We start from the raw sequence: 26306 nt of genomic DNA, 5'->3' as shown, positions 1-26306 counted from the left end.
TACTTCCCTCATCTTCTAGCTGCCGGACGGTGCTCCAAAAAGTTTCGGTAAGCAAAGCCTTCCACTTCGCTCTCACTGAAGTGCTTTTGCAGCTCATTGATCAAATTCTGGAATTCCGAAGCATTATTTAAATTTTTCATATAGGCGTCTATGCCATCGAAATCCGACCCGATGCCGATATGTTTAACGCCGCCTAAATTGCTGAAATGATCGATGTGTTTTACCAAATCGGCGATTCCCACATCTTTCCCGCCTTCTTTAATGAAAGGAAGGCAAAAGACGACATCAATCATGCCATTCTTGGCAAACATCGCTTTCGCTTGGTCGTCGTTCAAATTTCGGGGATGATCGCATAAAGCGCGTGCATTGGAATGGCTGGCAATCGGATAATCGGCAAGTTCCATGACGTCCCAGGAGCCTTTGACAGATAAATGGGAGACATCCGTAAAAATTCGGTGTTCATTGTTCAAACGAACCACTTCTTTGCCGAGAAGCGTCAACCCGCCGCCTCTTGGTTCACCGGCTCCGTCTGCACATAAATTTGCATTGTTCCAGGTGAGCCCAATCGAAAGCACACCCAAACGGTACAATTGGCGCAATTTCATCAAATCATTGCCAAACGCATCGGCCCCTTCCAGCGTTAGAACTGCACCAATCTCTCCTTCCTTCAGCGAGTCGATGTCTTCCCATTTTTTAATGTGATTCATAGAAGGATTCTTCCCAAGAATTTCTGTATAAAACAGGTCTACTTGTTCCAAGGCATGCTGCCATTTTTCATTGTCAGGCAGGTCCGGATATAAAAAGATCGCGAAGAACTGAACGTAGACGCCGCCTGCCTGCAAACGCTGAAAATTTGTATCAAGTTGATCAGAGTTCGTGAAATTCAACGGTTCTTTGCCGTAGAAAGTGCCGCGTTTGGCTAACTGAAGTTTTAGTAAAGCATCGCAATGCGTATCAATAATCTTCATTTACTCATTCCCTTCTTCCATGCACGCTTCAATGAACCCTTTAAAAATCTTCATAGAAGCTTCATCCGATGCAATCGCCATATTTTCCGGATGCCACTGGACACCGAGGACAAAACGGTGTTCCGTGCTTTCAATCGCTTCAATTACACCATCGCTTGCCTTGCCGCTGATCAAAAACGAATCCGGAACCCGGCGGTTCGCTTGGTGATGGCGGCTGTTCACTGTCAGTTTCACGCTCCCGGTCAACCGGTTCAGCAAAGAACCCTCCGGTACGTGAACGAAATGGGAGCCGTGGAATTTCGGCGCTTGCTGTTTATGCTGCAGCAAGTCCCCTTCGATTTGATCGGTGATGTCTTGATACATATCTCCGCCAACCGCAATATTGAGGATCTGTGCGCCTCGGCAAACCCCTAAAATCGGTTTTCCCAGTTCCAGCACTTTCTTCATCAGCTGCAGTTCAAAAGCATCGCGGGACGGGATAATCACACCTAAATTCGGATGCGGCTCTTCCCCAAACAAGGTAGGATCGATGTCATATCCGCCTGCTGCAAACAAACCGTCGATATGTTCGGCAATCTGCTCAATTTCCTCTTCTCTCCGCAAATGCGGGAGCATGATTGGCAGCCCCCCTGCCTGCATAATAGCTTCGGTATCAGCCTGCTCGATTGAATAATGGTCGTGCCCTAATTCTTTTGATGCGGTAATTCCAATAATCGGTCTCATTCTATATCCCCCATTACTTTATCTGAATATAATAAACATACAGAATAAATCGCTAAATTACTAGCTGATTCATTGAAGTTCTTTTTTTTCACGCTAAAAAACCATGGAGCATTGAAGGCTCTCCATGGCTTCCCTTAAATTTGCATAAGGTTTTTAACGAACTTCTGCTTTCTCCAAGGAAAACTTTTTTCCATGATGATGGGCAGGCAGCCGGTCCCCTTTGCCGAACAGGCGATCACGCAATGTGCTCCCTTCGTATTCAGCCCGCAATAAGCCCCGTTCACGCAAAATCGGCACCACCAATTCGATAAAATCTTCGAATGTTCCCGGTGTTATGGCGTAGGCAATATTAAAGCCGTCCACTCCGGCTTCTTCCACCCATTGCTCCAAAGTATCAGCGACCTGTTCAGGTGAACCCACCGTATATGCACTCATGCCGCCGATTCCCACAAATTCCTTGATGTCGTCTACTGTCCATTTCTTTTCCGCATCAATTCTTGTGAAGTTTTCCAACGCTGATTGGATAGAGTCATTCTCAATGTATTCCAAGGGCTGGTCAGGGGCATAGCTCGACAAGTCAATTCCCGTCCATCCGCCGAATAAAGCAAGCGCCCCTTCATGGCTGATATGTTTTTTGTACTCTTCGTATTTTGCCCATGCTGCTTCTTCCGTTTTTCCGACAATCGGCGTCAGCATCGTTAAGATCTTCACTTCTTCACGGGACCGGCCTGCACGTTCGATCTGCTCATGCAATTTATCCACTGACCGCTTTGCGGCTTGGATGGTCGGCGCCCCGATAAAGACGCATTCTGCATTCTGTCCGGCAAACTCCACTCCTTTTTTGGATGCCCCCGCCTGATACAGGACTGGCGTCCGCTGCGGGGAAGGTTCCGTTAAATGGGCGCCGGGCACTTTATAATATTTCCCTTCATGATTGATGTCATGGACTTTTTCCGGATCGGCGTAGATGCCATTCACTTTGTCCAAAACAACGGCGTCTTCTTCCCAGCTGCCTTCCCACAGCTTGTAGCAGACTTCCAAATATTCTGCCGCGATATCGTAGCGTTCATCGTGTTTCACTTGATCCTCCAGCCCGATATTGAGCGCAGCGCTTTTTAAATAGGAAGTGACGATGTTCCAGCCGACGCGGCCATTCGTCAAATGGTCCAATGTCGACATCCGGCGCGCAAATGTGTAAGGATGTTCGTGAGTCGTCGAAGCGGTAACGCCGAAGCCTAAATGTTTTGTCACGGCAGACATCAATGGCACGACTAACGCAGGATCGTTTACCGGAGACTGTGCACCTTGCCGCACTGCCGCATCGCGTGAGCCTTTATAAACATCGTAGGTTCCGAGTACATCTGCCAGAAAAATGGCGTCAAAACCGCCGCGTTCCAAAAGCTTTGCCAATTCAATCCAATATTCGCTCGTCTTATACGTATGAGAGCGATCTTCTGGATGTGTCCATAATCCTGGGGATTGATGGCCGGCACAATTCATGTCAAAAGCGTTCAAGTAAATCCGTTTTTTCGCCAATAGCTTCTCCTCCTCAAAAATCCTTTTCGTTTTAAGCGCTCGTGACAGGCTGTCTTTCAATAATCTCCAAGAAATAATCCAGCTGTTTTTTCAAACGCTGCTCCACTTGGGCTTCAATGATCGGCTCATGCGGATTCGTTTTATCAATTTGGCTGTCGACTAAGTAGATTCCTTTCAAATTTTGTCCCTTCAAGTTCGCAAGCAGCGGTTTTAATGTATATTCAAGCGCTAAAAGGTGAGCGGAACTGCCTCCCGTCATCAACGGCAAGACCGGAGTCGCTTGCAGAACATCCTGCGGCAAGAGATCAATCAATGCTTTTAGCACACCTGAATAGGCTGCTTTATAGACGGGTGATCCTACAATAACGCCCCGTGACTGGTGGATTAACGCGCTGATTTCATCGATAGCCGGACTATCGAAACGCCCTTCGAACAAATCGTCTTTCAGAACGTCTCTCACTGAAATATGGGTGACCGAAATTCCTTTCCTCTCCAATAACCCTCCTAAATGCTTTAATACTGTTTCAGATCTGGAGTCCTTTGAAGGGCTGCCTGATAAAATTACAACTTCACTCATCTGATTCTTCCTCTCTGATTAAAATTTTATTCAAAAATGAAAAATGGCCTCCTTTTCTCGATATCAAGAAAAGAAGGCCATTAAATCTAATAGGTCCTGTCCTTATCTCTCAAGAAAAAATCTTCTTGCTGGAGTTAGCACCTTTCTGACAATGTCAGAGGTTGCTGAAGCGTCAACGGGCCAGTCCCTCGGCTTCTCTGGATAAGTTTATTCGATTAATGCCTATCATAATACTAGGGATTAGGGGTGTCAAGCTTTAAATTTATTATTCTGACTCTTCGCTTTCAGATACAGCCAAATGCCCGCTGCTCCCAAGGCAGCAGCCAGATAGCCGTAAATGGGAATTGGACTGGCTGACATAAAAGATGTAAACGCCTCATAATTCCCGTTAAAATAATGCCCAATGCGGAGCATAGCAAAACACCACGGGTAAATGCCGATAAAAGTCAGCACCGCATATTTTCCAAGCGGAATTTTACTTATGCCAGCCAAATAGGAAATGTAGTTGCCGATGCCGAATGGCCGCGAAATCGCAATGCTCCATATGCCGTAGCGGCGAAACAAATCGGATGCTTTTTTTAACCCTTTATGGAATTTTCTCTGAAAGATGTTTTGGAATTTATTGCCCAGGAAATAGGGAATCAAACACGCCAGGTTGTACGAAGCTGCCAGTCCTGCCGACAACCAAGCGGTGGCCGGCAAGTCGTGATTCAATAATCCGCCATAAGCTATCACCAGCGCCACTCCAGGAAACGGCAAAGAAGATCCTTCCAAAAACATGACGCTGAATAATCCTTTCATCCCCAAACTTTCGAGAAAAGCCAGTATTCCTTCAATCATACCGCCCACTCTCCAGTCCTTTAATTGCCCACTAAAATCTTTTCGAGCTCCATGTAAATTTCATCCGAGTTCTTCAGGCTCAAAGAATTTTTATAAGCTTTAATGCGCTTCTGGAAACGCCCAATGGCTTCCTCATCCGCCAAAGTTTCGTCTAGAAAATCCATCAGCCTGCGTCCTTCAGGCACTGCAAACACCAGTTTTTCCTCCAGCAAGTAAGCCAGATTGATTTCCTCCTGGCCCGGAAGAGCCGCCGGAATAAAAATCGGCAACTCTTTCCGCAGCGCTTCGCTGACGGTGACGCCTCCCGGTTTTGTCACAAGAGCATCCGCTTTGCTGTACAGCTCATTCATCATTTCCTTTGAAGAAATGTAGGGGATCGCATGGATCGCCGGATGGTTTAAAGCGGTAATTTTCTGCTGAAGTTTTTTGTTGGTTCCGCATAGAACTTGAAAATTCCATTTTTCCTCGTTAACCTCTTCATCCAGCTGGTTCAAGACTTCGCTCAGTCCCGTGCTTCCTCCGGAAACTAAAACGGTTAGCCGTTTAGTGGAATGCCGCTCTTCCTGACGGCTGAACTTTTCACTTACCGGTATGCCTGTCACAAAAATACGGTTTTCCGGAATTCCATAGCGCTGGCATAACGCTCCTTTTATCGCTTCGTTTGGAGCAAAATGATATTCGATGCATTCTCTTCCCCATACATCATTCACAAAAAAATCCGTGTACACATTCAGGCAAGGGACTTTGCATTTTCCTTGTTTCTTCAACTTATTGATGAAAATCGACGGAAACCCATGTGTGCAAATGATTAAATCGGGTTTTTCCCTTTCTAAAATCTCGCTGACTTTTTTCATGAAAAGCCATTCATACGTTTTATGGCTCTTTTCTTTTGACGATTTATAGGCAAATTGCCGATAAATCCATGCATACGAATTGGGTGCTCTCCGTATCCAATTTAAGTAGGCCTTAACAGTTACCGATTCCACTTTTGCATTCCATTCGCTCAATAAATCCACCTTTTTGCATTGGACTTCCCCAGTATGGTCTCGGATGAATTCACTCATTGCTTCCGCCACTTGATGATGGCCGGAAGGCATACTGTTCAATAGCGGAAATATCAGTACTTTTTTCATGTTATAGAGCCTCCATCAACATAGTATTTTCCATTTTGCATGGCTGTTCAGAAACCAATGGCGGATAAGACGATAAGGGGCCACTATAAGCAAGCTGCAGAAAATCCGCACAGAAAATATCTCGCGGCATCATTAATCGGGAAGGCTTTTGCGAAATTTCGATTCTGCCTTGACGCAGCACTTCTGCTACAAATTGGGAGCAGAAAAACGAATTCTCGCCTCCGAACCCGCGTTTCACCACCACTCCAAACAATCCTGCCACATTGTATTTGTAGCGGTCGCGCTCCTGTTCCATGGCAAACACGAAGTTCTTCATCGCTTTGAGCCCCTTAGCATCAACCGGGCATTTGAAAATTGCACAATGTGCACGCTGAAATAGATGGTTGTGCATGTCCTCTTTTACAAAGCCGCCGTTAAAAGCATTGTCTGCATTTTTTCTGCCAAAGCTGTACACCTCTGTCAAATCAGAACTGAACGCTAACGATACGTGACTGTAAGGATGGCGTGTATACGCTTTGATCATTTTCGATAAAGGAGTTTTGGTATCCGTGAAAATAATATAGACATCCATTGCTTCATCTCCTCTTAAGCTGCCTGTCCCAGCAACGTTTAATAAGTTATTCTCAGTTTAGCCTCAGCAGAAAATAACAGCATCGGGCGCTGGACTTTTTCCTTGCAGGACTTGAGGCGTAGATAGATGTAAGCAATTCTGATTCATCCAAAGAAAAAAAGAGATGCATATCTGCATCTCTCTTCAGCCTTCCCATTGCACTTTGGTGGAATAAATCAATTTTTCTCCTATAAAAATCAAACATTGTGCTTCCAGGCACTTGATGCCGATGGAAACTTTAATATCTTCTGTTTCTCCGTCTTCATTTTTCAGCTTGCCGAACAATCTTGAACTCAGGGCAAAACCGATTTGCTCATCCTGCAGAACGCCATCTACATAAAGCTTTTGGCTCCTTAAATTTTTCTCTACCCGGATATTGTGCAATTTGTATCGGATTTTCCAGATATCGTTCATCTCTTCGCCTCCTGCTTCTGCTTTTAAAGACAGTATATCATCAAAAGTTCAGATAACTTAAAACAGCCTCCTTTCGCCGCAAAACGAAAGGAGGCTGTCATTTTTTACGCTTCTGCTTCTTGTTTCCTGATCTCTCTCTTGCCTTCAGTTTCTGCTACATAAACGGCACATGCCGCATCGCCTGAAATATTGACCGCAGTTCGGGTCATATCCAATAGACGGTCAATCCCGATTACCAAACCGATTCCTGCTACCGGAAGGCCTACACTGCTCAATACCATCGCAAGCATGATAAGGCCGACTCCAGGAACCCCTGCTGTACCGATACTTGCGAGTACCGCAGTCAAGACAACTGTCGCCAGTTCCATAGCCGTCAAATCGATGCCGTAAGCTTGCGCGATGAACATCGTTGCTACGCCTTGCATGATCGCTGTCCCATCCATATTGATGGTTGCGCCAAGCGGCTGCACAAACGAACTGACTGACTTCGGAACACCCAAATCTTTTTGAGCTACCTCCATCGAAACCGGCAGGGTAGCCGTACTGCTTGACGTACTGAATGCGACAGTCATAGCAGGAGCAAACTTTTTGAAAAACCAAATCGGATTTTTCTTAGCTAAAAGGGCGATTGTCCCGCCATAAGTAACGGCTGCATGAAGTGCTAATGCTGCCAATATGACCAGCATGTAAGCTCCCATCGCTTTCATCGCTGAAAATCCTTGCGAACCGACAGCTGTTGCAATCAATGCAAATGTACCGTACGGAGCGAACTTCATCACGATTCCGACCAAATACATCATCACTTCATTGCCTTGCTCCATCAATTTAAGCAAACCAGACGTTTTTTCTTTTAACGCCGTTAAAGCCAAACCAATAAAAACGGCAAAAACAATGATTTGCAGCATGTTGCCTTCCGTCAACGCAGCTAACGGATTGGATGGGATAATATTCAATAAAGTATCGACTACTGATGGCGCTTCTTCAGATTCAAAAGAGGCCCCTTGTAAATCAAAATCGCCAGCAAGCCCTGGTTGAATTACTGATGCCAGCGAAAGGCCAATCACGATAGCGATTGTCGTTGTCACTAGAAAGTAAGTAATCGTTTTCAAACCGATGCGCCCCAATTTTGCCGGATCCCCAAGACCCGCCGTCCCAAGGACAATGGAAAAGAAAACTAACGGAACAACGAGCATATTGATCAAACTTAAGAAGATTTGTCCAACAGGGACAAATACGTATGTATTTAAAGTCTCAAATGAGCCAGGCGCAAACAAATTGATGAGTAAACCGACAATTGCCCCTAAGACCAATCCAGTTAAAACTTTTACAGTTAAGCTTTTTTTCTTCATCTATCATCTTCCTTTTTTTAGAGTAGAGTTCAGTTTACCCGAAAACCAATAAATTTTACAGTAAAATATCATTAGGTTGTAATAAAAATTCCGTATATTTATGTAATATTTATTGAAAACACTTTTTCCAGATTACTGCTTACCTCGTAATACCCTTGATTCATCTGCTTTAATCGCGAATCAAAGGATTTTCTATCCTTATTTTCAATTCCGTATATTTATTCAAAAAATATTAAATTTAACTATATAAATATACCTTTCCTTACTCAACTTCAACCATAATTTAAAAAGACCGCCTTCAGCCATCGATCGCGGAAGAACGGTCTTGAAAATTCATCATTCTTTTCTTTTTAAATATTTTTTGAGTTCGATCTTGTATTCTTCAGCCCATCGATAAACAGTGCTGGACGAAACGCCTAATTTCCCGGCTGATTTTGCTGCGGAAATGCAGGTGTTAAAACAAAAACTGCCTTGCCAGATCCAAGGCAAGGCAGTCAAATAAGAATGCATTCAGGGCAGCAGCATCACTTTTCCGATGCTTTTCCTGCTTTCAATATGAGCATGTGCTTGGGCAGCTTCGGCTAATGGATGGCGCTTCGATATGGCAATGTTTAATTTGCCTTGAAGCAATAATTCCATGATGGCCGAAGCGCCTTCCTGCAAAAATTCAGGGCGCTGCTTCCGATAATTTCCTGTGCTGTAGCCAATCACTGAGCGGCAGCTCGAATGGAGATCCGTGGTTTTGATACGTCCTGCTGCAGAGCCGTCATTGGCGTGCCCGAAACTGATAATCCTTCCAAATGGTGCTAAGCAATCCATGCTCTTTTCAAAATGGCTTCCTGCTATCGTATCTAAAATCACATCGGCCCCTTTCCCATCTGTTAAGTCGTTTACTCGCTCAGCAAAATCTTCAGTCGAATAGTTGATGACATGATCAGCGCCGAAACTTTTGGCAGCCGCAATTTTTTCATCACTTCCAACGGTTCCGATAATTTGGGCAGCACCATAAACTTTAGCCAGTTGAATGGCAACCGAACCGATGCCGCCAGCTGCCGAATGAATAACGACCGTCTCTCCCGGAACTAAGCGCGCCATTTTTTTTATAACATTATAAGCGGTGACTCCTATAGTCAGTGAAGCTGCAGCTGTTTCCATCTCCAATTCATCCGGCACATGGAATGTTAACGCTTCATCCGCTGCTGCATATTCTGCATAGCTTCCCGCTTTTGGAAATGCCATGACGCGCTGCCCCACTTGAAAACGGCTTACCTCTTCCCCTATTTCAATGATTTCACCTGAACAGTCCAGCCCCGGAATAAACGCAGAACCGGCTTCGATGCCATGATATTGGCCTTGCCGCGCCTTGATATCAGCGAAATTCACACTGATGGCCTGAACACGGATCAATACTTGATTTGGAGCAATAGCCGGCTTGTCTATTTCTTTAAGCTTTAACACTTCAGGTGGACCCGGCTCATTTACTAGAATTGCTTTCATAGGATAACGCCGCCTTTACAAATTAAAATATCAGCATACATGCCCCGATGACCAGGCCGCCATAGATCAAGGCAATCATCGTGTAGCCCATGATATCGCGGATTTTAAGTCCAGCAATCGCGAGGAGCGGGATGGCCCAGAACGGTTGGATCATATTTGTCCAACTATCGCCCCACGCTACTGCCATGACCACTTTTGCAGGATCCACACCCATTTCAAGCGCTGCCGGAATGACAATCGGAGCCTGAACCGCCCATTGCCCGCCTCCGGATGGTATGAAAATATTGAGAATTCCCGCAGAAAGGAAAGTCCAAAGCGGCAGCGTATTGGCATTGGAAATATCGATAAAAAAGTTAGATAAAAGGACAGCCAAGCCCGAAGCTCCGAGCATCCCCATAATTCCGGCATAGAACGGATATTGCAGGACAAATTGCCCTACGCTGCTCACCGATTTCAGTAAGCCTTCCGCCAGTTCCCGTACGTTTGCAAATAACAGAAGTGCAGCGGTTAAGAAGATTAAATTGACCGTGTTCAAATCCAGTGAGAACCCATTTGTAATGAAATGGTTGACCAAATAGCTCAACCCTAAAAAGCCTCCAATGAGAGGAATGAGGCGAGTTTTTTCAATTTTATCATTTGGATAATTCGTTTCTTCTTTTTTCTCTTCAATTTCGATTTTATCTTCCAAGCGGGACTGCTCGACAATAAAGCGGTCTTTCGGATTTTTCGGATGGATAAAGCGCATGACAAAAGGCAGAGTGAAAAACAGAATAAGGACGATTGCGATATTTACACCCGACATCAACGTCTCCGAAATGGGTACGACCCCGATATCCCCTTCGAAAATGTGTCCTGCTGTTGCAACGAATAGGGCTGGAGAGGACGACAAACCGCCTTCCCAGATTAAGAATCCAGAATAGCCTGCAGCAACCAAAACACGGTAATCCACATCAAGTACTTTTTTGGCCACCAGCTTCGCCATAATTCCTGCGACAACCAAACCGAAAGCCCAGCTGATCATAGAGGCAGCCAGTGCAGTGAACGTCACCATCAAAATAGCAGAATTCGGCGTCTTGCATTTAGCCGCGATTTTTTCAAGCGTATCGGACACTGTCTTCGTCAAGGCTAAGGCATAGCTCAAGACAAATGTGGTGATGATTTGAGCAGTGAACGTCAGAAGACCCCACATGCCGTCTCCCCAATACCTCATCATATCGAGCGGGCTTGAATCAGTGAAAATGACACCTGCAACAAAAGCGATAGCGGTTAGGATAATGGCAAAGACAAAGGCATCCGGCAGCCATCTTTCTGCAATTCGCGCAAAAAATCCAGCGACTCTTGCCAGCGGGTTGTTCTTCTGGGCGTTTAAGACTTTCTCTCTTTCTAATTCCTCAGCATTCTTCACTTCCACCATTCCCATTCCTCCTCATATCCATTTTTTCATTTGATGTTTTTGAATTTTCCCGACGGATGTACGCGGAAATTCTTCTGTAATGTGGACCTCTTGCGGAACTTTAAACTTTGCCATCCGCTCCTTGCACCACTCGACCAATTCATCGCCGTTTACAGAAGCCCCTTCCTTCAAAATGACAAACGCATGAATCGCTTCTTCATAAACCGGATCCGGAACCGATACGACCGCGCTCTCAAAAACCGCTTCATGCTCATTTAAAACAGCTTCCACTTCACCCGCTGCAATGTTCTCTCCCGCCCGTTTCATCATGTCTTTTTTCCGGTCTACAAAATAGAACCGGCCGGTTGCAGGATCCTTCCTTGCCATGTCTCCGGTATAGAGCCAGTTTTCCTGGATGGTCTCTTCTGTTGCTTGTGGATTCTTAAAATATTCTTTCATGATGGTCATCCCGGGCTGTCCATAAACCGTAATTTCGCCTTCTTCTCCAATCTCCACTTCCTTTCTTTGTTCATCTCGCAAAATGACTCGGTAACCGCAAACTTCTTCACCTATGGTCAAATGATCCAAAGTATCATTCAGCGGGCGCATTAAAGGGATCGCTACTGTTTCTGTCATGCCATATAACTGCCGAAGCGGCACTTGATACCTTTCTGTAAATAAAGTGTATTGTTCATCTGTTAAAGCTTGGGCATAAATGATCAAACGCATCTTATTTTCTGCGTCTTGCGGATCGTATTCTTTCTTCAAAATCATTTTTATGGGCGCTGAAAATAGTGAACCGATCGTGGCATTCATCCGCTTTGCCTGTTTCATGTAATTCGTGGCACTGAAAGTTTCTGTAATTGCAATGCTAGCGCCGGCATAAAGTGCTGGCATTGCCATATAATACTGTCCATTCCCGTGAAACATCGGCAACACGATTAATGGCCGGTCTGTTTTTTGATAGCCTAAATGCTCAGACATTTTTTGACCAGTATGGAGGTAATTATAATGAGTCAAAACGACCCCTTTCGGCTTGGAAGTGGTTCCGGATGTGTATAGAATGGCCGCTTCGTCTTCTGGTAGAATCATAGGAAGATTCTGAAGCGTGGTTGATTTTCTGATTTCTTCTTCCAGCCAAATTCCTTCTTGGCCGCTGCCAAGCCTTGAAAAGAGCAGCGGAAGGTCGAATGCGGTGAACTTCGCTTCATAAGCCTTTTCCGTGATGATCAGTTTGCTTTCAGAGTGAGAGGTTAGATAATCCATTTCTTCTCTTGTCGAAAGGATATTTGTCGGCACCATCACGGCACCGATGGACAGAATCGCAAACCACGACAGCATAAATGCGCTCCCATTCGGAAGATGAAGCAGCACTTTATCTCCTTTTTGGATGCCGTATCCTGATAGAACGCTCGCCAGTCTCTGCACGTTCTCCTGAAATTCACGATAAGTCATCGTTTCTATCTCACCGTGCCTATCTTCTACTAACACAAATTCTTTATCCGGGTTTTCTGCAGATTTCTCTGCCAGCAATGCCGGGACAGATTGATAATTCATTGAGGCCACCTCACAATTTTAATTAGCGGTCCATCCTCCATCGATATATAGAGTCTGGCCGGTCACGTAGCTGGAAGCATCCGAAGCAAAAAAGACCGTAGGGCCAATCATTTCTTCCACTTCGCCCATCCGTTTCATCATGGTGCGGTCGACAATTTTCCCAAGGCGTTCGGGATCTTCCAGAAAATGCGCCGTCATCGACGTTTTGATATACGCAGGGGCAAGCCCATTGACCGTAACATTGTATTCGGCTAATTCCGCCGCCCACACTTTCGTCAATTGGTCGATGCCGCCTTTGCTTGCAGCGTAACTCGTTTGCAAGGAATTTCCTACTTTTCCGAGAATCGATGAGATGTTGATGATTCGACCATTCTTTTGCTCCATCATTCGTTTGGCAGCTTGCTGCCCCACGAGAAAAATTCCTTTCAGATTGGTATCAAGCACACGGTCCCAATCTTCTTCCTCCACCTCGACCAATAATTTGCGGATGTTCATCCCCGCGTTATTGACCAAGATATCCAATTGGCCGAATTCTGCATCAATGTGTTTAAATAACGCCCCTACATCTTCTTTGGAAGTAACATCGGATATTTTCCAGCTGACTTTGCCGCCTTCGGCATTGAGCGCTCTTGCCGCTTCGATCAAAGCTTCTTCGTGGCGCCCCGTTATCATCACTTCGGCCCCGTAATGCGCAAGCCCCGCTGCTATCGCTAAACCGATGCCTTTGCTGCCGCCTGTCACAAGGGCTTTTTTGCCTGCCAGATCAAAACTGGGATAAGCAGTAATTTGCATGTACATACCTCCTAACCGATAAATGAACGAATGTTCCGAAAATTAAAGCTCTACATATTTATTGAATCTCAAAGGATCCTCTTAGTTTCACTTCGCCAACCGAATCACTGATTATAATTTCCCCTTTATTTCCATCTGCAGCTCCGCTGATGAAGAGCTCACTGCCCGGATGGGTGACTGCTTGAAACCGGACTTTGAACCGGCTTAACTTTGCATCAGGAAACCATTCGGATATGGCTTCGCCCGCCCACCCCATTAAAAACATGCCGTGGGCGATAATATCTTTCAGCCCTTTTTCATGGGCAACGCCTGGAACCGTATGTATTTCATTGAAATCACCCGAAGCTCCTGAATACTTGACTAAGTCAATCGGCTTGAGCGGCTGTTTCCGGATTACTGAAAATTCATTCATTCGCTTGCAGCCGCCCTTTCGATTAAAGTGGAACGATTGATCAATACAATATCTTCTCGCTGGTTCTTATAGACTGTTTCAAGCTTGAAAAAATTCATTGATTTTTTCTGGATGCGTTCTTTTACAATGGCTTGGGCACGAATAACATCTCCAGCATATAGAGTCTGGATATACTCATATTCCTGTTCTCCGTGAAGCACATGATTCGGATCCAGGCCAATTTGCTGAAACAATTGATAGAAATCCCGTTCATTCCAAAAATCGATCACGGTCGCAAAAGTCGGCGGCGCCGGTATTGCCCGGTGCCCCTTTTCTATTGCCATGCCGGCATCGAAATAAATCGGATTTGTGCTGCCGATCGCTTTGGCAAACTCCCGGATCTTCCCTTCTTCTATGAGAAAAGGGGTGTAATCGAAGATAATTTCATGATTAGAAATTTCGGTCATGGTCCACCCGCCTTTGTCTCGTTTTACAGCAATCGATTGCTGCGTGTTTCATTGGCCATTTCAATTAGATTGCGAACCGCAATATTCAACACGCCAAAACGATCGTCATCGATTTCACCAATTTTCCAACGGTAGTGGATTTGCTGCAGGATCACAGCAAGTTTATAAAAACCGAACGTTACGTAATAGTTGATGTTCGATACATCTCTCCCGCTTGTTTTGGCATAAGCTTCCACAAATTCGCGTCTGCTGTAGAATCCTTTTTGGTTCGTGACGATATTGATGCCCATATCCGGGTCATCCAGCTGTCCCCAATAAGCCACCGTTGATCCCAAATCGCTCATGGGGTCGCCAATCGTCGAAAGCTCCCAATCCAGAATGCCAACCGCTTTTCCGGGATCATGCGCATCCAGTACCATATTGTTCAATTTAAAGTCATTATGGACAATTGTTGTTTCCCGGGTAACCGGCAAGTTTTCCGCCAGCCACTTCTCGAGTCCGTCCAACTCCGTAATGGCTTCGGTTTTAGAATGGTCATAGCGCTTGATCCACCCTTTCACCTGCCGTTCAAGAAACCCTTCAGGCTTCCCCATTCCGGCAAGCCCTGCTTCTTGATAATCAATCGCTTGAAGCTGCGCAAGCGTTTGTATGACAGTCTCCGAAATCTTCGGCCCAGCCTGTTCGGATCCCCCGTAATTTTCAGGAAGCACGTCATCGATCACTACACCTTGTTTTTTCTCCATGACATAGAAATGCTTGTCCATGATGGCCGGATCTTCGCAGTACACATAAGGCTTGGGCGCTAATGGAAACACCGGGTTCACTTTTTCAAGCATTCGGTATTCCCGCTGCATATCGTGTGCTTTCGGCGGCACTTCTCCAAACGGAGGCCGCCGCAAGACGCCTTCCCAATCGGCAATGTTCAATAAATACGTTAAATTGGAATAGCCTTCTGAAAATTGCCGCACATTCAGTTTCCCATCCGGCAAATTGGGAATCGATTTACGCAAATGCTGTTCAACAACCTCCCAATTGATGGAGTCCTGCGATTTTCCGATTGCTTGCTTTGCGTCGCTCATAGCCATCTCTCCTTTAAAAGCTCAGTCGTATTTGAAAAATCCTTCTCCGGATTTCCGTCCCAGTTTGCCAGCCCGTACGTATTGCTTCAATAAAGGCGCTGGCCGATATTTGGAATCGTTGGTTTCGTTGTAAAGTGTTTCCGCTACAAAAAGCATCGTATCCAACCCGATCAAATCGGTTAAGGCAAGCGGCCCGATCGGATGGCTTGCGCCAAGCATCATGCCTTTATCAATATCTTCAGCTGACGCGATGCCTTCCGATAATACAAAGATTGCTTCATTGATCATTGGCGTCAAAATCCGGTTAACCGCAAACAGCGGCGCCTCCTTGACCGAGATCGCTGTTTTATTAAATTGTTGGGCCACTTTGTGCGCCACTTCAACCGTCTCATCGCTTGTCTGTTCTCCACGGATGATTTCAACCAATTGCATGACGGGAACCGGGTTGAAAAAATGCATGCCGATGACTTGGCCGCTTCGTTCTACAGCTGCTGCCATTTCTGTAATGCTTAACCCGGAAGTATTCGAAGCGAAAATCGTAGAGGGTTTGCAAATTTGGTCAAGCTCTGCAAATAACTTTTTCTTAGGTTCAATCTGTTCAATAATGGCTTCAATGACCATATCTACTTCCTTCAACTCTTCGATGCTGCTCGTCGGCCGGATTCTTTCTCTGATCGCATCCGCTTCTGCCTTTTCAATTTTTCCTTTTTCCACATTTCGGGACAAGGTCTTTTCAATTCGCTTAATTCCTCTATCAAGCCCTTCTGGGTTCACATCGTATAAAATTACTTGATAATTTCCTTCTGCCGCCACTTGGGCAATTCCATTGCCCATAATTCCGGCCCCAATCACTGCAATTTTTTCCATAGGCGATCACTCCTCGACTTTATTTCCCTTGAAATACAGGCTTTCGTTTTTCTTTGAACGCTTTAACTCCTTCTTGCATATCTGCGGTTCCCACAAGCTTTGAAAACAAATAGCTTTCCAGCTCCTGCGCTTCAGCGAGCGGCAATTCAATTCCTTCATTTATGGCGCGCTTCGCATTGGCCACTGCCACTGGCCCTTTCGCCGCTACCTTCTCCGCTAATTCTTTCGCCGCTTCAAAAGCGCCGCCTTTGGGCACAACCCGTTCTGCCAGTCCCACTTCGTAAGCTTCCTGCCCTGACAGCAGGACACCGGACAGCACAAGCTCTTTTGCTTTTCCGATTCCGACTAAACGGGACAGGCGCTGTGTTCCGGCATATCCCGGCAAGATGCCAAGCCCTGTTTCAGGAAGCCCGAGTTTGGCATCTTCTTCGACCACCCGGATGTCGCAGGCAATGGCGAGTTCCAGTCCCGCTCCTAAAGCCAGGCCTTGGATCGCACAGATGACTGGAACATTTGAAGCTGCTAATTTATCGAAAACCCGTTTGCCTTTATCGACCAGTTGAATTCCCGTTTCTTCTGTCAAAGAAGGAAATTGGCCGATATCTGCACCTGCTGCAAAGGCTTTCTCCCCTGCAGCGCGCAAGATAACGGCGCGGATATCCGGCAATTTCGCTATTTCCTCTATGGCTGCATCCAATTCCGAGATGATTTGATCGGTCAGTACATTTACGGGTGGGTTCGCTAATATCACTATAGCTAAATGCCCTTCCGTTTCTACTTGAATCAATTCTTTATCCTCCATTTCTGCTCGACTCCTTTTTATCCATTGCCGGAATTTATTTTGACGGTGGCATTTCGGATTGCGCCGTTTTCAACTAGCGGAATGACCGTTAACTTTTCATGATTGCGAATGATCAGTTCCATCGATTCTGCAAAATCGAATCTTCTAAGCAATTCTGCCGTTTCGCTTTCATACAACTCAGCAAAACCAGTTGCCAGCGACGCTTCGTAGGCAGACTTGGCCAATTTAGCAGCATCCGAAAGCTGATAGTCGCCGCTATCCTTCAAGTGGTGCACAATTTGTCCTGCTCCGATAAAATCCTCCATTGAAAAACGGTCATCATTTCCTGAACAAATCAACACGATGGAGGATTCGTCTTGTTGAATGTGAAGCTGTTCAGCAATCACATGGCCATTCACTAAAGAGGAGATGAAAAGCGTTTTTGCCTTAGCCGCTTTTTCAATCGCCCTCGTGCCATTTGTTGAGCAAATGATCGCTGCCTCCTGGCTGCTGCATGGCTCGATCAAACAAGGATCGGGATATCGAAATCCTTCAATCGATTCGCCTTTTGTTTCCCCAAGCAGGATATAATCACCTTTTTGTTCATCTGCCAGTATTAAAGCATCTGCACTGTCTTTCACTGCATATATCGGTCCGTAGTTATGCTCCAGCAAAAAAGTAATTGTCGAAGTTGCCAAAAAAACATCAATGACAACGGCTGAACAACCGATCAGCTTTTCTTCTTTGACCGCTTCTTTCTGTGTAATTACATGGATTCTTCTCATGCACTCCAAATCCTTCATGGTTATTTTCAAAGCAGCATTTTAAGCAGATAGTCCGCATAAATCTCTTCAATTTCGTCTTTACTGAATTCGCCTTTATCGGAATACCATACTTGAATCCAGTTCGTGGCTCCAAGTATGATCATCCGCGCCATTTTTTGCTGCCTTAAATGAAACTCGCCTCTTTCAGCCCCTTGAGCAATGATTTTATCGAATAATCCCGCATAGACATCTCTTTTATTCACGATGTCTTCAATATGGTCTTCCGAGAAGATTTGTTCCGGCTTTACGATCAGATTAAAGATTTCTTTTTCCTGGATCGCGATGTCCAAATGGGCTTTTATCGCTTTTTTCATCTTTTCCACCGAAGAAATGTTTTCCTGATAAATGTCTTCTATCAATTCCATTGCACCGGTAAGGATCAAATCATGGCAATGAAAAAGCAATTCTTCTTTGTTTTTGAAATAATAATAAAGCGAACCTTTCGTCATCAGCAGTTCAGCAGCGATGTCTTCCATCGTTGTTTTATGGAAGCCCTGCCGTGAGATAACGGAACTGGCTGAACGAAGAATGTCTTCTTTTTTCTTAGCTGCTTTTCGCTCCCGTAGACTCATTGCATTCCCTCATTTATTCAATAGATTTAATCTGAGTGCAGATTTCACAATAATTCTTCCGGTTTCTCTTCGACTTCCCGCATTGTCAAGGAAGGTTCTTTTATCAAAATGTTGCGGATCAAAATAAATACATTTTCAATGACAATCAGGGCAAATGCAATTGGAATCAGGAAAAACAGCGGATATAAAGGATACAGTGTGCCTGCAGCCGGGAAAGCCGTCTTTCTTTCGAGTCCGTTCATTGCATATTCCCAGCTAAACTGGACAATGAGGACCAATACAAATAGCTCCAATAAAATCATTAAAAAGATCAGGACCTTCTTCGCCTTTTGACCGATTTTATCAAGCACCAAATCCATCTTCGGCAAGACACCAGAAGCATACACGTATGCAAGTCCCGGGAAAACCACAAGCGGCATCATGTAATTCTGGATAATTTCAAATCCGCCGCGTATTGAACTAGAGAAAAGGGAACGGACCGCTACATCATAGACGATCAGGAACATCATCACTAAAACACTGATGCCGCTGACCCAAATTCCTGCCAATTTTATATAGTCGAAAACTTTATAGGCTTTCCATACACCATTCATGAAGCTTACCCCCTTTCATTAATTCACATCGAATTCGGAAGCCATGTAGCAAGTCCCGGAAACGCAATCATCAAGCCACAGACCACAATCATTGCCACAATGGCAAATACCATGGCGATTTTGAAAATCGAACCCGAATTGATTCCGCTGACGCCAGCTACGGCATAAACACTAAGGCCGACCGGAGGGGTGATCAAGCCGATGGTACAAATGACGGCGATAAAGACGCCGAACCAAAGGACATCTACTTGAAGTTCCTGGATGATCGGCAAGATGACCGGAATAGACATCAGGATAACTGCAGCTCCCTCGATAAACATAAACATAATGAAAAGAACGACCGAAATGGCGATCAGCACAAGCACTGGCGTATCCATAATCGGTTCGATAAATTCGATCAGCTTTCTTGGCAATAACGAAAGAGAGACAAATCGCCCAAAAATCTGTGCGCCGATCATGATAATCATGACCATTCCTGTCAACTTAACGGTTTCAACCACAGACACTTTAAAGAAATTAAAATTGACTTTTCCTAGTACCAATGCAGCCAGCAAACCGACAAACGCTCCGACGGCCCCTGCTTTAGTAGGGGTGAAAAGCCCGGAGTAAATCCCGCCGAAGATCACCAATACGATGACAATGGCAATAACACTTGCAGCGATCAAGCGAAACGCTGACAGCTTTTCAGGCGTCCCTGCGGTTTCTTTGATCTCTGGTTCATTTGCAGAAGCTGTTTTTTTCTTCTCCATTCGGAAATATACCAACATCACCAAAATAAATACGATCATCGTCAGAATGCCTGGGATAAACGCTCCGACAAACAAGCTGCCGACCGGAGTTTCCGTTGCCACTCCATATAAAATCAAGATAATGCTCGGTGGAATGATTCCGGATAAAGAGCCGCCAGAGGAAGCGATGGCTCCAGCGAGCGGAGCGCTATATCCATGTTTTCTGAGTTCCGGAATCGCCACTTGCCCGAGCGAAGCAGCGGTTGCCGTACCTGAACCCGATACCGCTCCAAGCATCCCTCCGATAATCAAGGTCAGTACGCCAAGAAGGCTGTTTTTTCCTTTTGATACTTTATGGACCATATAGAAAATATCCTGGACGAGTCCCGACTGCAGGATAAATTGAGCCATTAAAACAAACAGAGGAATCGTCGTCAGTGTATAACTGGCAACCCGATTAAACGGTTCGTTGCCGAGCAAACCTGGCAGAATGCCAAAGCCTTCCAATAGGATTAAACCGATAATTCCACTGGCAAGGAGCACGGAGTGAATGTACAACCCCGCAATCAACAAGATGATCATCATTGCGATAATAATTCCAATAACCACTAAATTATCCATAAAGGGCCTCCCTGCAAAAGTCTGAAAAGAAAAGGGACGGCGATCTTTTCTGCGCTATCCCTTTTGATGGTGCTGCTATTCTAAATTCATAATGGCTTCCGGCACTTCTCCGCCTTCTTCCACCACTAAATCTCTCCATTTAATGACAAGTTCATTGCCTGGAAGGCCGTTGTCTTCCAAAAGCTTCGCGTAATCTGTCCATGTATCTTCAATTCCTGTATTAAAGTGGTCTTGAACTTCTTGGTCCAATTCGCTAAAGTCGACGAATTTTCCGCCATTTGCTTCATTTTCCGGAATAATCGCTTCTGCGCGGTCCATCCATTCTTGAGCTCCTGGTTCGAAAATTTCTTCGTTTGCTTGTGTCATTGCTTCTTGCACATTTTCGGGCATTTCTTCCCATTTATCTTGAGACATTCCGATAAATGCATTGAAATGGCCGAAATTGATGCCGGTTACTGTGTAGGTAAACAGATCTTGGAAACCATATCCGGTCCAGTCGGCAATACTATAGAAAGCACCTTCAAATGTACCGCGGCTTAGCGCATCATAAATTTCAACTGCCGGCATCGTCACACTATTGATTCCTGTTTTTGCAGCATACATTTCATGGATCCGTGAAGGCGTACGAAGTGAAGTGCCTTTTACATCGCCAACCGAATTAAACTCATGGCCAGTAGTCGAAATGGAATACTCCTGGGTAGTGGATACAGGGAAAACTTTAAAGTTTCCAAACTGCATTTCTGTATACGTTTTGCCATCCGCTAATTCTTCATCACTTTCCAAAAGCTTTTTCCAAGCATTTGAAGCGATTAAGGTATCCGAATGGTTCAACGGGAGCATCGTTACTTCAGCCATCGGGAATTGGTCCGGCTGATAGATCGGCAATACAAGGGCTACGTCAACGGTGCCGCTTTCCAAAGCTTCCGCTTCATCCGGCACTGCTACCAATTCTCCACCCGTAAAGGTTTCAAATTCAACTTGTCCGTCCGTCAATTCTTCAACTCGCTCCATCCATGGAACCATAGATTTTTCCCACCAAGCATGCTGGGCACTTAAACCGGTTGCAGCCCGCAACGTAATTTTTTCGCCTTCTGCTGAAGTGCTGCCGGAATCGTCACTGCTGCACCCACTCAGTAGAACTGCCAATCCTAGACTTGCCACCAGCAACTGCGATTTGAACTTTTTCATTATTTTCCCTCCATCCGTTTGTTTATCTGCCTTTCTGTATTGCCGTTTTTCAAGGGTTTTAGTTCCCTGTAAACTGCGGCTCTCGCTTTCCGAAGAAAGCGGAGACGCCTTCTTTATGGTCAGCTGTTTGCAGCAGCATCGCCTGAATGATATTTTCCTGCGTAAAAGCCGTTTCGGCGTGAAGCTCCCCGACATGGTTGACTAAATACTTCACGTATTTATTGCTGATAGCTGGGCCTTTAACGATGAATTCCGCAAATCGTTCCGCTTCCTCCAGCACTGGCCCTTCAGAAATTCGATTGATGATGCCGTTGTCATAGGCTTCTTTGGCTGACACGACTTTTGCAGACGAGATCCATTCCTTCGCAATCGGTTTGGAAACCCGTTCGGATAAAGACTTGATCAGCCCTAGATCCGGGATCAATCCGATATTGGCAAAACTTAAAGCGAATTTGGCCTGTTCATCCGCCACGATGAAATCTGCAGCCAATGCAATGCTGAATCCGGCACCGGCAGCATATCCATGAACCGCCGCAATGATGTACTTATCCGCGTCCATCAGTTTCTTGGATACCCCCGAGATAAATTCCATCCATTCTGCTACTTCCGCAGCACCGGCCAATTCCTTCATCGAGGCAATATCGCCGCCTGCTGAAAACGCCTTTCCTTCTCCCGAAAGGATGATTGCTTTGACTTCTTTATCCTTATTCAACGAATCCAGCCCTTGAAGCAGTTCTTCAGCCAATTCTTTTGATAAAGCATTCAGTTTATCCGGACGGTTCAATTTCAAATGCCCGATTCCATTTTCGATTTGAATCTCCACTAAGTTCCCCATCGGCTTCCCCCTTTGTTTTATGGAATCACTACCAATTTCCCGTAGGTCTTGCGGTCTCCCAATAAATCCAAGGCAGCTGGCACTTTTTCAAAAGGCAGCTCTTCGTAAATCAGCGGCTTGATGGCTCCCTGCTCAAACAGATCCATCAATTCCAGATGCGCTTTCATGACTTCTTCAGGCATCAGGTTCCGGAACAATCCAAAATGGACCCCTACAATAGAATAGTTTTTGATCAAAGCATGGTTTGTCGGAGCATCGGCAATTCGGCCGCCTGCAAAGCCAATTACCAAAAGCCTGCCTTCGAAAGCGATGCATTTTCTCGAACGGTCGAATGTATCGCCGCCCACCGGATCGAAAATCACGTTTGCCCCTTTGCCATTTGTCGCTTCTTTCACGATTGAAACAAAATCTTCCGTCCGGTAGTTGATGACCTGATCGGCTCCAAGCTGTTTGCAGATTTCCGTTTTTTCATCGCTTCCTGCTGTTGCAATGACGGTCGCGCCTGCCGCTTTTCCAAGCTGGATGGCAGCGGAGCCGACGCCGCCGGAACCCGCATGGACAAGCAGGACTTCCCCCGGCTGAAGCCGGGCTGTCCGGTGTAGAGCGAAATAAGCGGTTTGATACGTAATGAACAGGGCGGCTGCTTCGGAGAATGAAAGCGAATCCGGTATCGGGAAGATGCCCTCTTCCTTTACACATGTCCATTCCGCGAGGCCGCCGTTTGGAAGAAGCGGCGTTGCCAGAACGCGTTGTCCCACTTTGAACGCCACTCCTTCCCCGACCGCCTCAATCACTCCGCCGATTTCTGCTCCCGGAGTAAATGGCAGGGGCGGCTTTTCCTGGTATTTCCCTTGGCATTGCAGAATATCAAAGAAATTCAAAGCGGCTGCCTCGACTTTTACAAGCACTTCACTAGGCCCTGGTTCAGGCTTCCTGTTTTCAACCAGTTCCAGTGCTTCTTGTGGATCTGCCAACTTTGTCACAGACCATGTTTTCATCCGCTAACCTCCTCGTTGTCACAAATTCTTTTCTTATTTGTTTTTCACTTCTTCTTTTAATTGTTCGCGAAGTTCAAGCCGGCCGATATCGCGCAAGTGGACTTGGTCCGGTCCGTCCACTAAACGAAGCGTCCGTGCATTTGCATAATGGGCAGCAAGCGGGAAGTCTTCTGTTAAGCCGCCTCCGCCAAATACTTGGATCGCCCGGTCGATGACATTCAATGACACACGCGGGGCTGCAATTTTAATCATGGCAATTTCTTTTCGGGCTGCTTTCGCGCCTTCTTCGTCAATTTTATGGGCCGCATGCAAAGTCAACAGGCGTGCCTGTTCGATTTCGATTCGGCTCTCCGCAATAATTTCACGAATGACATCTTTTTCAGCTAACGTAGAGCCAAAAGCTACTCGGCTATCTGCACGTTTGCATAATAATTCAAGTGCGCGTTCTGCTGCTCCAATGGCGCGCATGCAGTGGTGGATTCTGCCTGGCCCAAGGCGCCCTTGAGCGATTTCAAACCCACGCCCTTCACCGAGCAGCATATTCGATGCCGGTACCCGGACGTTATTGTAATGGACTTCCGCATGTCCTTGCGGGGCATCGTCGTAGCCGAAAACCGTCAGCGGACGTTTGATTTCGACTCCCGGAAGATCGAAGGGAACCAAAATCATCGATTGCTGCTGGTGTTTTGGCGCATCCGGATTTGTTTTCCCCATCACAATCGCCACTTTGCAGCGCGGATCCATGGCGCCTGTCGTCCACCATTTCTTGGCATTGATAACATATTCATCTCCATCCCGTACGATACTGCTTTGGATGTTCGTTGCATCCGAAGAAGCCACGTCAGGCTCCGTCATGGAGAAGCAGGAACGGATTTCACCGCGCAGGAGCGGCTCAAGCCACTGTTTCTTCTGCTCTTCGGTTCCATATTTCACGAAAACTTCCATGTTTCCCGTATCGGGTGCGTTGCAGTTGAAAATTTCGGGAGCGATTAATGAGCGGCCCATGATTTCGCAAAGATGTGCGTAATCATAATTGGATAGCCCCGCTCCATATTCCGGATGGTCCAGGAATAAATTCCACAATCCCTGTTCTTTCGCTTTTTCTTTCAATTCTTCGATAATCGGCGGGATCGTCCAGCGGTCTTCCGCTTCCTCAATGTATTTTTCAACCGTTTTTTCGTTTGGATAAACGTATTCGTCCATAAACTTTATTAGTTTTACTCGTAATTCCTGGGCTTTAGGCGACAGCTCTTTAAGCATTCTTTTCTCCTCCTACTTGTTTTAAGGTGTTTTTCAAAATTTTCCCCGATGCATTTCTTGGCAGGCTTTCAATAATCTCAAATTCTTCCGGTACTTTAAACTTAGCCAGCGATTTTCGGCAATGCTCTTTTAACATCGAGAAATCGTCCGGATCCAGCGATGGCCCTACTACAAAAGCTTTTACTTTTTCTCCAAAAACCGGATCCGGTATGCCGATTACTGCTGCTTCCACCACATCCGGATGGCTCTTCAACACATCTTCCACTTCGATGGAGAATATTTTTTCCCCCGCCCGGTTGATCATGTCTTTTTTTCGGTCCCGGATGTAAATATAGCCTTCATCATCCATTATTCCGAGATCTCCTGAATGCCAGTAGCCATCAGTGAAACTGGAAAGATTGGCTTCCGGATTGTCCCAGTATTCTTTGACGACCATCGGGCCTTTGATGTAAAGTTCGCCTGACTCTCCCGGCTCACATTCATTGCCTTCGCTATCCATTATTTTAATATCGGCTACGGCAACTGGCCGGCCGACCGATGTCACTTTCGCTTCCGGATAGGATACCGGCATTAAAGTAGCGGGAGAAGTGGTTTCCGTCGACCCATAAGCGTTGTGCAATTGAGCGTTCGGAAAGGCTTGCTTCAGCATATTGAAAGTTTGCTGATAAATCGGAGACCCGCCAAAGGCCACTTTCTTCACAAAATCAAACGAATGATTTTGGAACTTTTCACTTGTGGACATCATGATAAAGATGGTCGGGACATTAAACAGAAAGTTGATTTGATCCTTAAGGATTCTCTCGATATAGGCTTCGTTTTGATAGCGCTTCATGCTGTAGACCGTTCCGCCGACATAAAGAACGTGCAGCAATTGCCCAACCAGTCCCGTCACATGGAACATCGGCACCGCAATCAGCGTTTTCATTGTGTCGTCAGTTTGGAACACGTATTTATAATTCATCACGCTGTGGATGACGTTGATATGGGAAAGCACTGCACCTTTTGGTCTTCCTGTCGTTCCGGAAGTGTACAAGATAAACGCCCCGTCCTCTTCTGAAATAGCAGCTTCCGTCAATTCGGCATTTTGTTCAAGCAAGGAACTGAACGTATTTTCCCCTTCTATTTCGAATAATCGGCTGCCAGCTTCCAGGCTGCCGCTTGCTTCTGCCGCTTGCCGAACTTTTTTGGTGAACTCCTGTTCCACGATTATCACTTTCGGTTTGGAATGTCCGAGAATGTACTCAATCTCCTCCATCGCTAATTTCACATTGATCGGAACCATAATCGCCCCTATTTTCGAACAGGCGAAGACCATAATCGGGAATTCATGGCGATTGCCGATCACAGCTGCCACACGATCGCCTTTTTCAATTCCTGCTTGCTGAAGGTTCGCTGCTGCGATAGATGAAAGGTCATCCAATTCTTTGTATGTAAGCTCATGCTCCTCTGTTGCAACCGCAACTTTTTCTCCAAATTGCTGCACACCGTCCGAAAGAATTTCTGTTATCGCTTTCGGGCGATTTTTGAAAACCTTAATATGTTCACGTCCAAAAAGATTCATTTCAGAAATCTCCATACATTGCCTCCTCTGTCTTCACCCAAAATGTAACCCCTTACATTTTTTCATAAAAAAATAAACAAAAAATTTAGAATATAACTTCAAAATTAGTATAAGGGTTCTTTTTTTGAATTACAAGTCAATTTTCAAACGAT

Annotated in this window: 27 protein-coding genes and 1 riboswitch; all 27 genes read right to left on the bottom strand. The window is 45.7% G+C overall.

The window, feature by feature from the left end; genetic code table 11:
- Positions 1 to 8 precede the first annotated feature (8 nt).
- Positions 9 to 968, bottom strand: a complete 960-nt coding sequence (locus BN1080_RS03160) for a dipeptidase (protein ID WP_052650482.1) — start codon at positions 966 to 968, stop codon at positions 9 to 11.
- Positions 969 to 1691 carry a gamma-glutamyl-gamma-aminobutyrate hydrolase family protein gene (locus BN1080_RS03155; protein WP_052650480.1) on the bottom strand — a complete coding sequence of 241 codons (723 nt, stop codon included), beginning with the start codon at positions 1689 to 1691 and terminating at the stop codon, positions 969 to 971.
- 153 nt (positions 1692 to 1844) lie between these two features.
- Positions 1845 to 3227: an LLM class flavin-dependent oxidoreductase gene (locus tag BN1080_RS03150; protein ID WP_199876581.1), complete on the bottom strand. Its 1383-nt coding sequence runs from the start codon at positions 3225 to 3227 to the stop codon at positions 1845 to 1847.
- A 31-nt stretch (positions 3228 to 3258) separates the two neighbouring features.
- Positions 3259 to 3804, bottom strand: a complete 546-nt coding sequence (gene ssuE / locus BN1080_RS03145) for an NADPH-dependent FMN reductase (RefSeq protein WP_052650478.1) — start codon at positions 3802 to 3804, stop codon at positions 3259 to 3261.
- 99 nt (positions 3805 to 3903) lie between these two features.
- Positions 3904 to 4012, bottom strand: a riboswitch (SAM riboswitch).
- 41 nt (positions 4013 to 4053) lie between these two features.
- Positions 4054 to 4644 carry a DedA family protein gene (locus BN1080_RS03140; RefSeq protein ID WP_052650476.1) on the bottom strand — a complete coding sequence of 197 codons (591 nt, stop codon included), beginning with the start codon at positions 4642 to 4644 and terminating at the stop codon, positions 4054 to 4056.
- Positions 4645 to 4664: 20 nt separating this feature from the next.
- On the bottom strand, positions 4665 to 5777 hold the full coding sequence (locus BN1080_RS03135) for an MGDG synthase family glycosyltransferase (protein WP_052650474.1): 1113 nt from the start codon (positions 5775 to 5777) through the stop codon (positions 4665 to 4667).
- 1 nt (position 5778) lies between these two features.
- The gene (locus BN1080_RS03130; RefSeq protein WP_052650472.1) at positions 5779 to 6348 is read right to left on the bottom strand and encodes a hypothetical protein; all 570 of its coding nucleotides are present in this window, start codon (positions 6346 to 6348) and stop codon (positions 5779 to 5781) included.
- A 183-nt stretch (positions 6349 to 6531) separates the two neighbouring features.
- Positions 6532 to 6801, bottom strand: coding sequence for a hypothetical protein (locus BN1080_RS03125; RefSeq protein WP_052650470.1), 270 nt, complete (start codon positions 6799 to 6801; stop codon positions 6532 to 6534).
- 104 nt (positions 6802 to 6905) lie between these two features.
- Positions 6906 to 8150 (bottom strand): dicarboxylate/amino acid:cation symporter, encoded by a 1245-nt coding sequence (locus BN1080_RS03120; protein WP_052650468.1) that lies wholly within the window; start codon positions 8148 to 8150, stop codon positions 6906 to 6908.
- 510 nt (positions 8151 to 8660) lie between these two features.
- Positions 8661 to 9647 (bottom strand): quinone oxidoreductase family protein, encoded by a 987-nt coding sequence (locus BN1080_RS03115; RefSeq protein ID WP_052650466.1) that lies wholly within the window; start codon positions 9645 to 9647, stop codon positions 8661 to 8663.
- Between the two features lie 22 nt (positions 9648 to 9669).
- Positions 9670 to 11061, bottom strand: coding sequence for a short-chain fatty acid transporter (locus BN1080_RS03110; protein ID WP_052650464.1), 1392 nt, complete (start codon positions 11059 to 11061; stop codon positions 9670 to 9672).
- A 12-nt stretch (positions 11062 to 11073) separates the two neighbouring features.
- Positions 11074 to 12597 carry a class I adenylate-forming enzyme family protein gene (locus BN1080_RS03105; protein WP_052650462.1) on the bottom strand — a complete coding sequence of 508 codons (1524 nt, stop codon included), beginning with the start codon at positions 12595 to 12597 and terminating at the stop codon, positions 11074 to 11076.
- A gap of 18 nt (positions 12598 to 12615) precedes the next feature.
- A complete protein-coding gene (locus BN1080_RS03100; RefSeq protein WP_052650460.1) occupies positions 12616 to 13389 on the bottom strand; it encodes an SDR family NAD(P)-dependent oxidoreductase in 774 nt (257 codons plus the stop codon).
- 58 nt (positions 13390 to 13447) lie between these two features.
- On the bottom strand, positions 13448 to 13801 hold the full coding sequence (locus BN1080_RS03095) for a MaoC/PaaZ C-terminal domain-containing protein (protein ID WP_052650458.1): 354 nt from the start codon (positions 13799 to 13801) through the stop codon (positions 13448 to 13450).
- Complete coding sequence (locus BN1080_RS03090; protein ID WP_052650456.1) at positions 13798 to 14247, bottom strand: FAS1-like dehydratase domain-containing protein; 450 nt, start codon at positions 14245 to 14247, stop codon at positions 13798 to 13800. Before BN1080_RS03090 ends, BN1080_RS03095 begins: the two co-directional genes overlap by 4 nt.
- Before the next feature lie 23 nt (positions 14248 to 14270).
- Positions 14271 to 15326: a phosphotransferase family protein gene (locus BN1080_RS03085; protein WP_052650454.1), complete on the bottom strand. Its 1056-nt coding sequence runs from the start codon at positions 15324 to 15326 to the stop codon at positions 14271 to 14273.
- A gap of 21 nt (positions 15327 to 15347) precedes the next feature.
- Complete coding sequence (locus BN1080_RS03080; RefSeq protein WP_052650452.1) at positions 15348 to 16193, bottom strand: 3-hydroxyacyl-CoA dehydrogenase family protein; 846 nt, start codon at positions 16191 to 16193, stop codon at positions 15348 to 15350.
- 19 nt (positions 16194 to 16212) lie between these two features.
- Complete coding sequence (locus BN1080_RS03075; RefSeq protein ID WP_052650450.1) at positions 16213 to 16995, bottom strand: enoyl-CoA hydratase/isomerase family protein; 783 nt, start codon at positions 16993 to 16995, stop codon at positions 16213 to 16215.
- A 17-nt stretch (positions 16996 to 17012) separates the two neighbouring features.
- The gene (locus BN1080_RS03070; protein ID WP_052650448.1) at positions 17013 to 17759 is read right to left on the bottom strand and encodes a 2-phosphosulfolactate phosphatase; all 747 of its coding nucleotides are present in this window, start codon (positions 17757 to 17759) and stop codon (positions 17013 to 17015) included.
- A 26-nt stretch (positions 17760 to 17785) separates the two neighbouring features.
- Positions 17786 to 18370 carry a TetR/AcrR family transcriptional regulator gene (locus tag BN1080_RS03065; RefSeq protein ID WP_052650446.1) on the bottom strand — a complete coding sequence of 195 codons (585 nt, stop codon included), beginning with the start codon at positions 18368 to 18370 and terminating at the stop codon, positions 17786 to 17788.
- Positions 18371 to 18414: 44 nt separating this feature from the next.
- Positions 18415 to 18963, bottom strand: a complete 549-nt coding sequence (locus BN1080_RS03060) for a TRAP transporter small permease (protein WP_052650444.1) — start codon at positions 18961 to 18963, stop codon at positions 18415 to 18417.
- Between the two features lie 23 nt (positions 18964 to 18986).
- Positions 18987 to 20312: a TRAP transporter large permease gene (locus BN1080_RS03055; protein WP_052650442.1), complete on the bottom strand. Its 1326-nt coding sequence runs from the start codon at positions 20310 to 20312 to the stop codon at positions 18987 to 18989.
- 75 nt (positions 20313 to 20387) lie between these two features.
- Positions 20388 to 21500: a TRAP transporter substrate-binding protein DctP gene (gene dctP, locus BN1080_RS03050; protein WP_052650440.1), complete on the bottom strand. Its 1113-nt coding sequence runs from the start codon at positions 21498 to 21500 to the stop codon at positions 20388 to 20390.
- Positions 21501 to 21558: 58 nt separating this feature from the next.
- Entirely contained in the window at positions 21559 to 22335 is a 777-nt protein-coding gene (locus BN1080_RS03045; RefSeq protein WP_052650437.1) for an enoyl-CoA hydratase/isomerase family protein, read from the bottom strand.
- Between the two features lie 17 nt (positions 22336 to 22352).
- A complete protein-coding gene (locus tag BN1080_RS03040; RefSeq protein ID WP_052650435.1) occupies positions 22353 to 23333 on the bottom strand; it encodes an NADPH:quinone oxidoreductase family protein in 981 nt (326 codons plus the stop codon).
- Positions 23334 to 23366: 33 nt separating this feature from the next.
- Positions 23367 to 24593, bottom strand: a complete 1227-nt coding sequence (locus BN1080_RS03035; RefSeq protein ID WP_052650433.1) for an acyl-CoA dehydrogenase — start codon at positions 24591 to 24593, stop codon at positions 23367 to 23369.
- Positions 24586 to 26169 (bottom strand): class I adenylate-forming enzyme family protein, encoded by a 1584-nt coding sequence (locus BN1080_RS03030; protein ID WP_052650431.1) that lies wholly within the window; start codon positions 26167 to 26169, stop codon positions 24586 to 24588. The genes BN1080_RS03035 and BN1080_RS03030 overlap by 8 nt, the downstream gene beginning before the upstream one ends.
- Positions 26170 to 26306 lie beyond the last annotated feature (137 nt).

The sequence above is a fragment of the Planococcus massiliensis genome, assembly GCF_000821325.1.
Classification (GTDB): domain Bacteria; phylum Bacillota; class Bacilli; order Bacillales_A; family Planococcaceae; genus Planococcus; species Planococcus ruber.
Note: the sequence above shows the minus strand (reverse complement) of the source record. Positions and strands in the feature narration are given on the sequence as shown.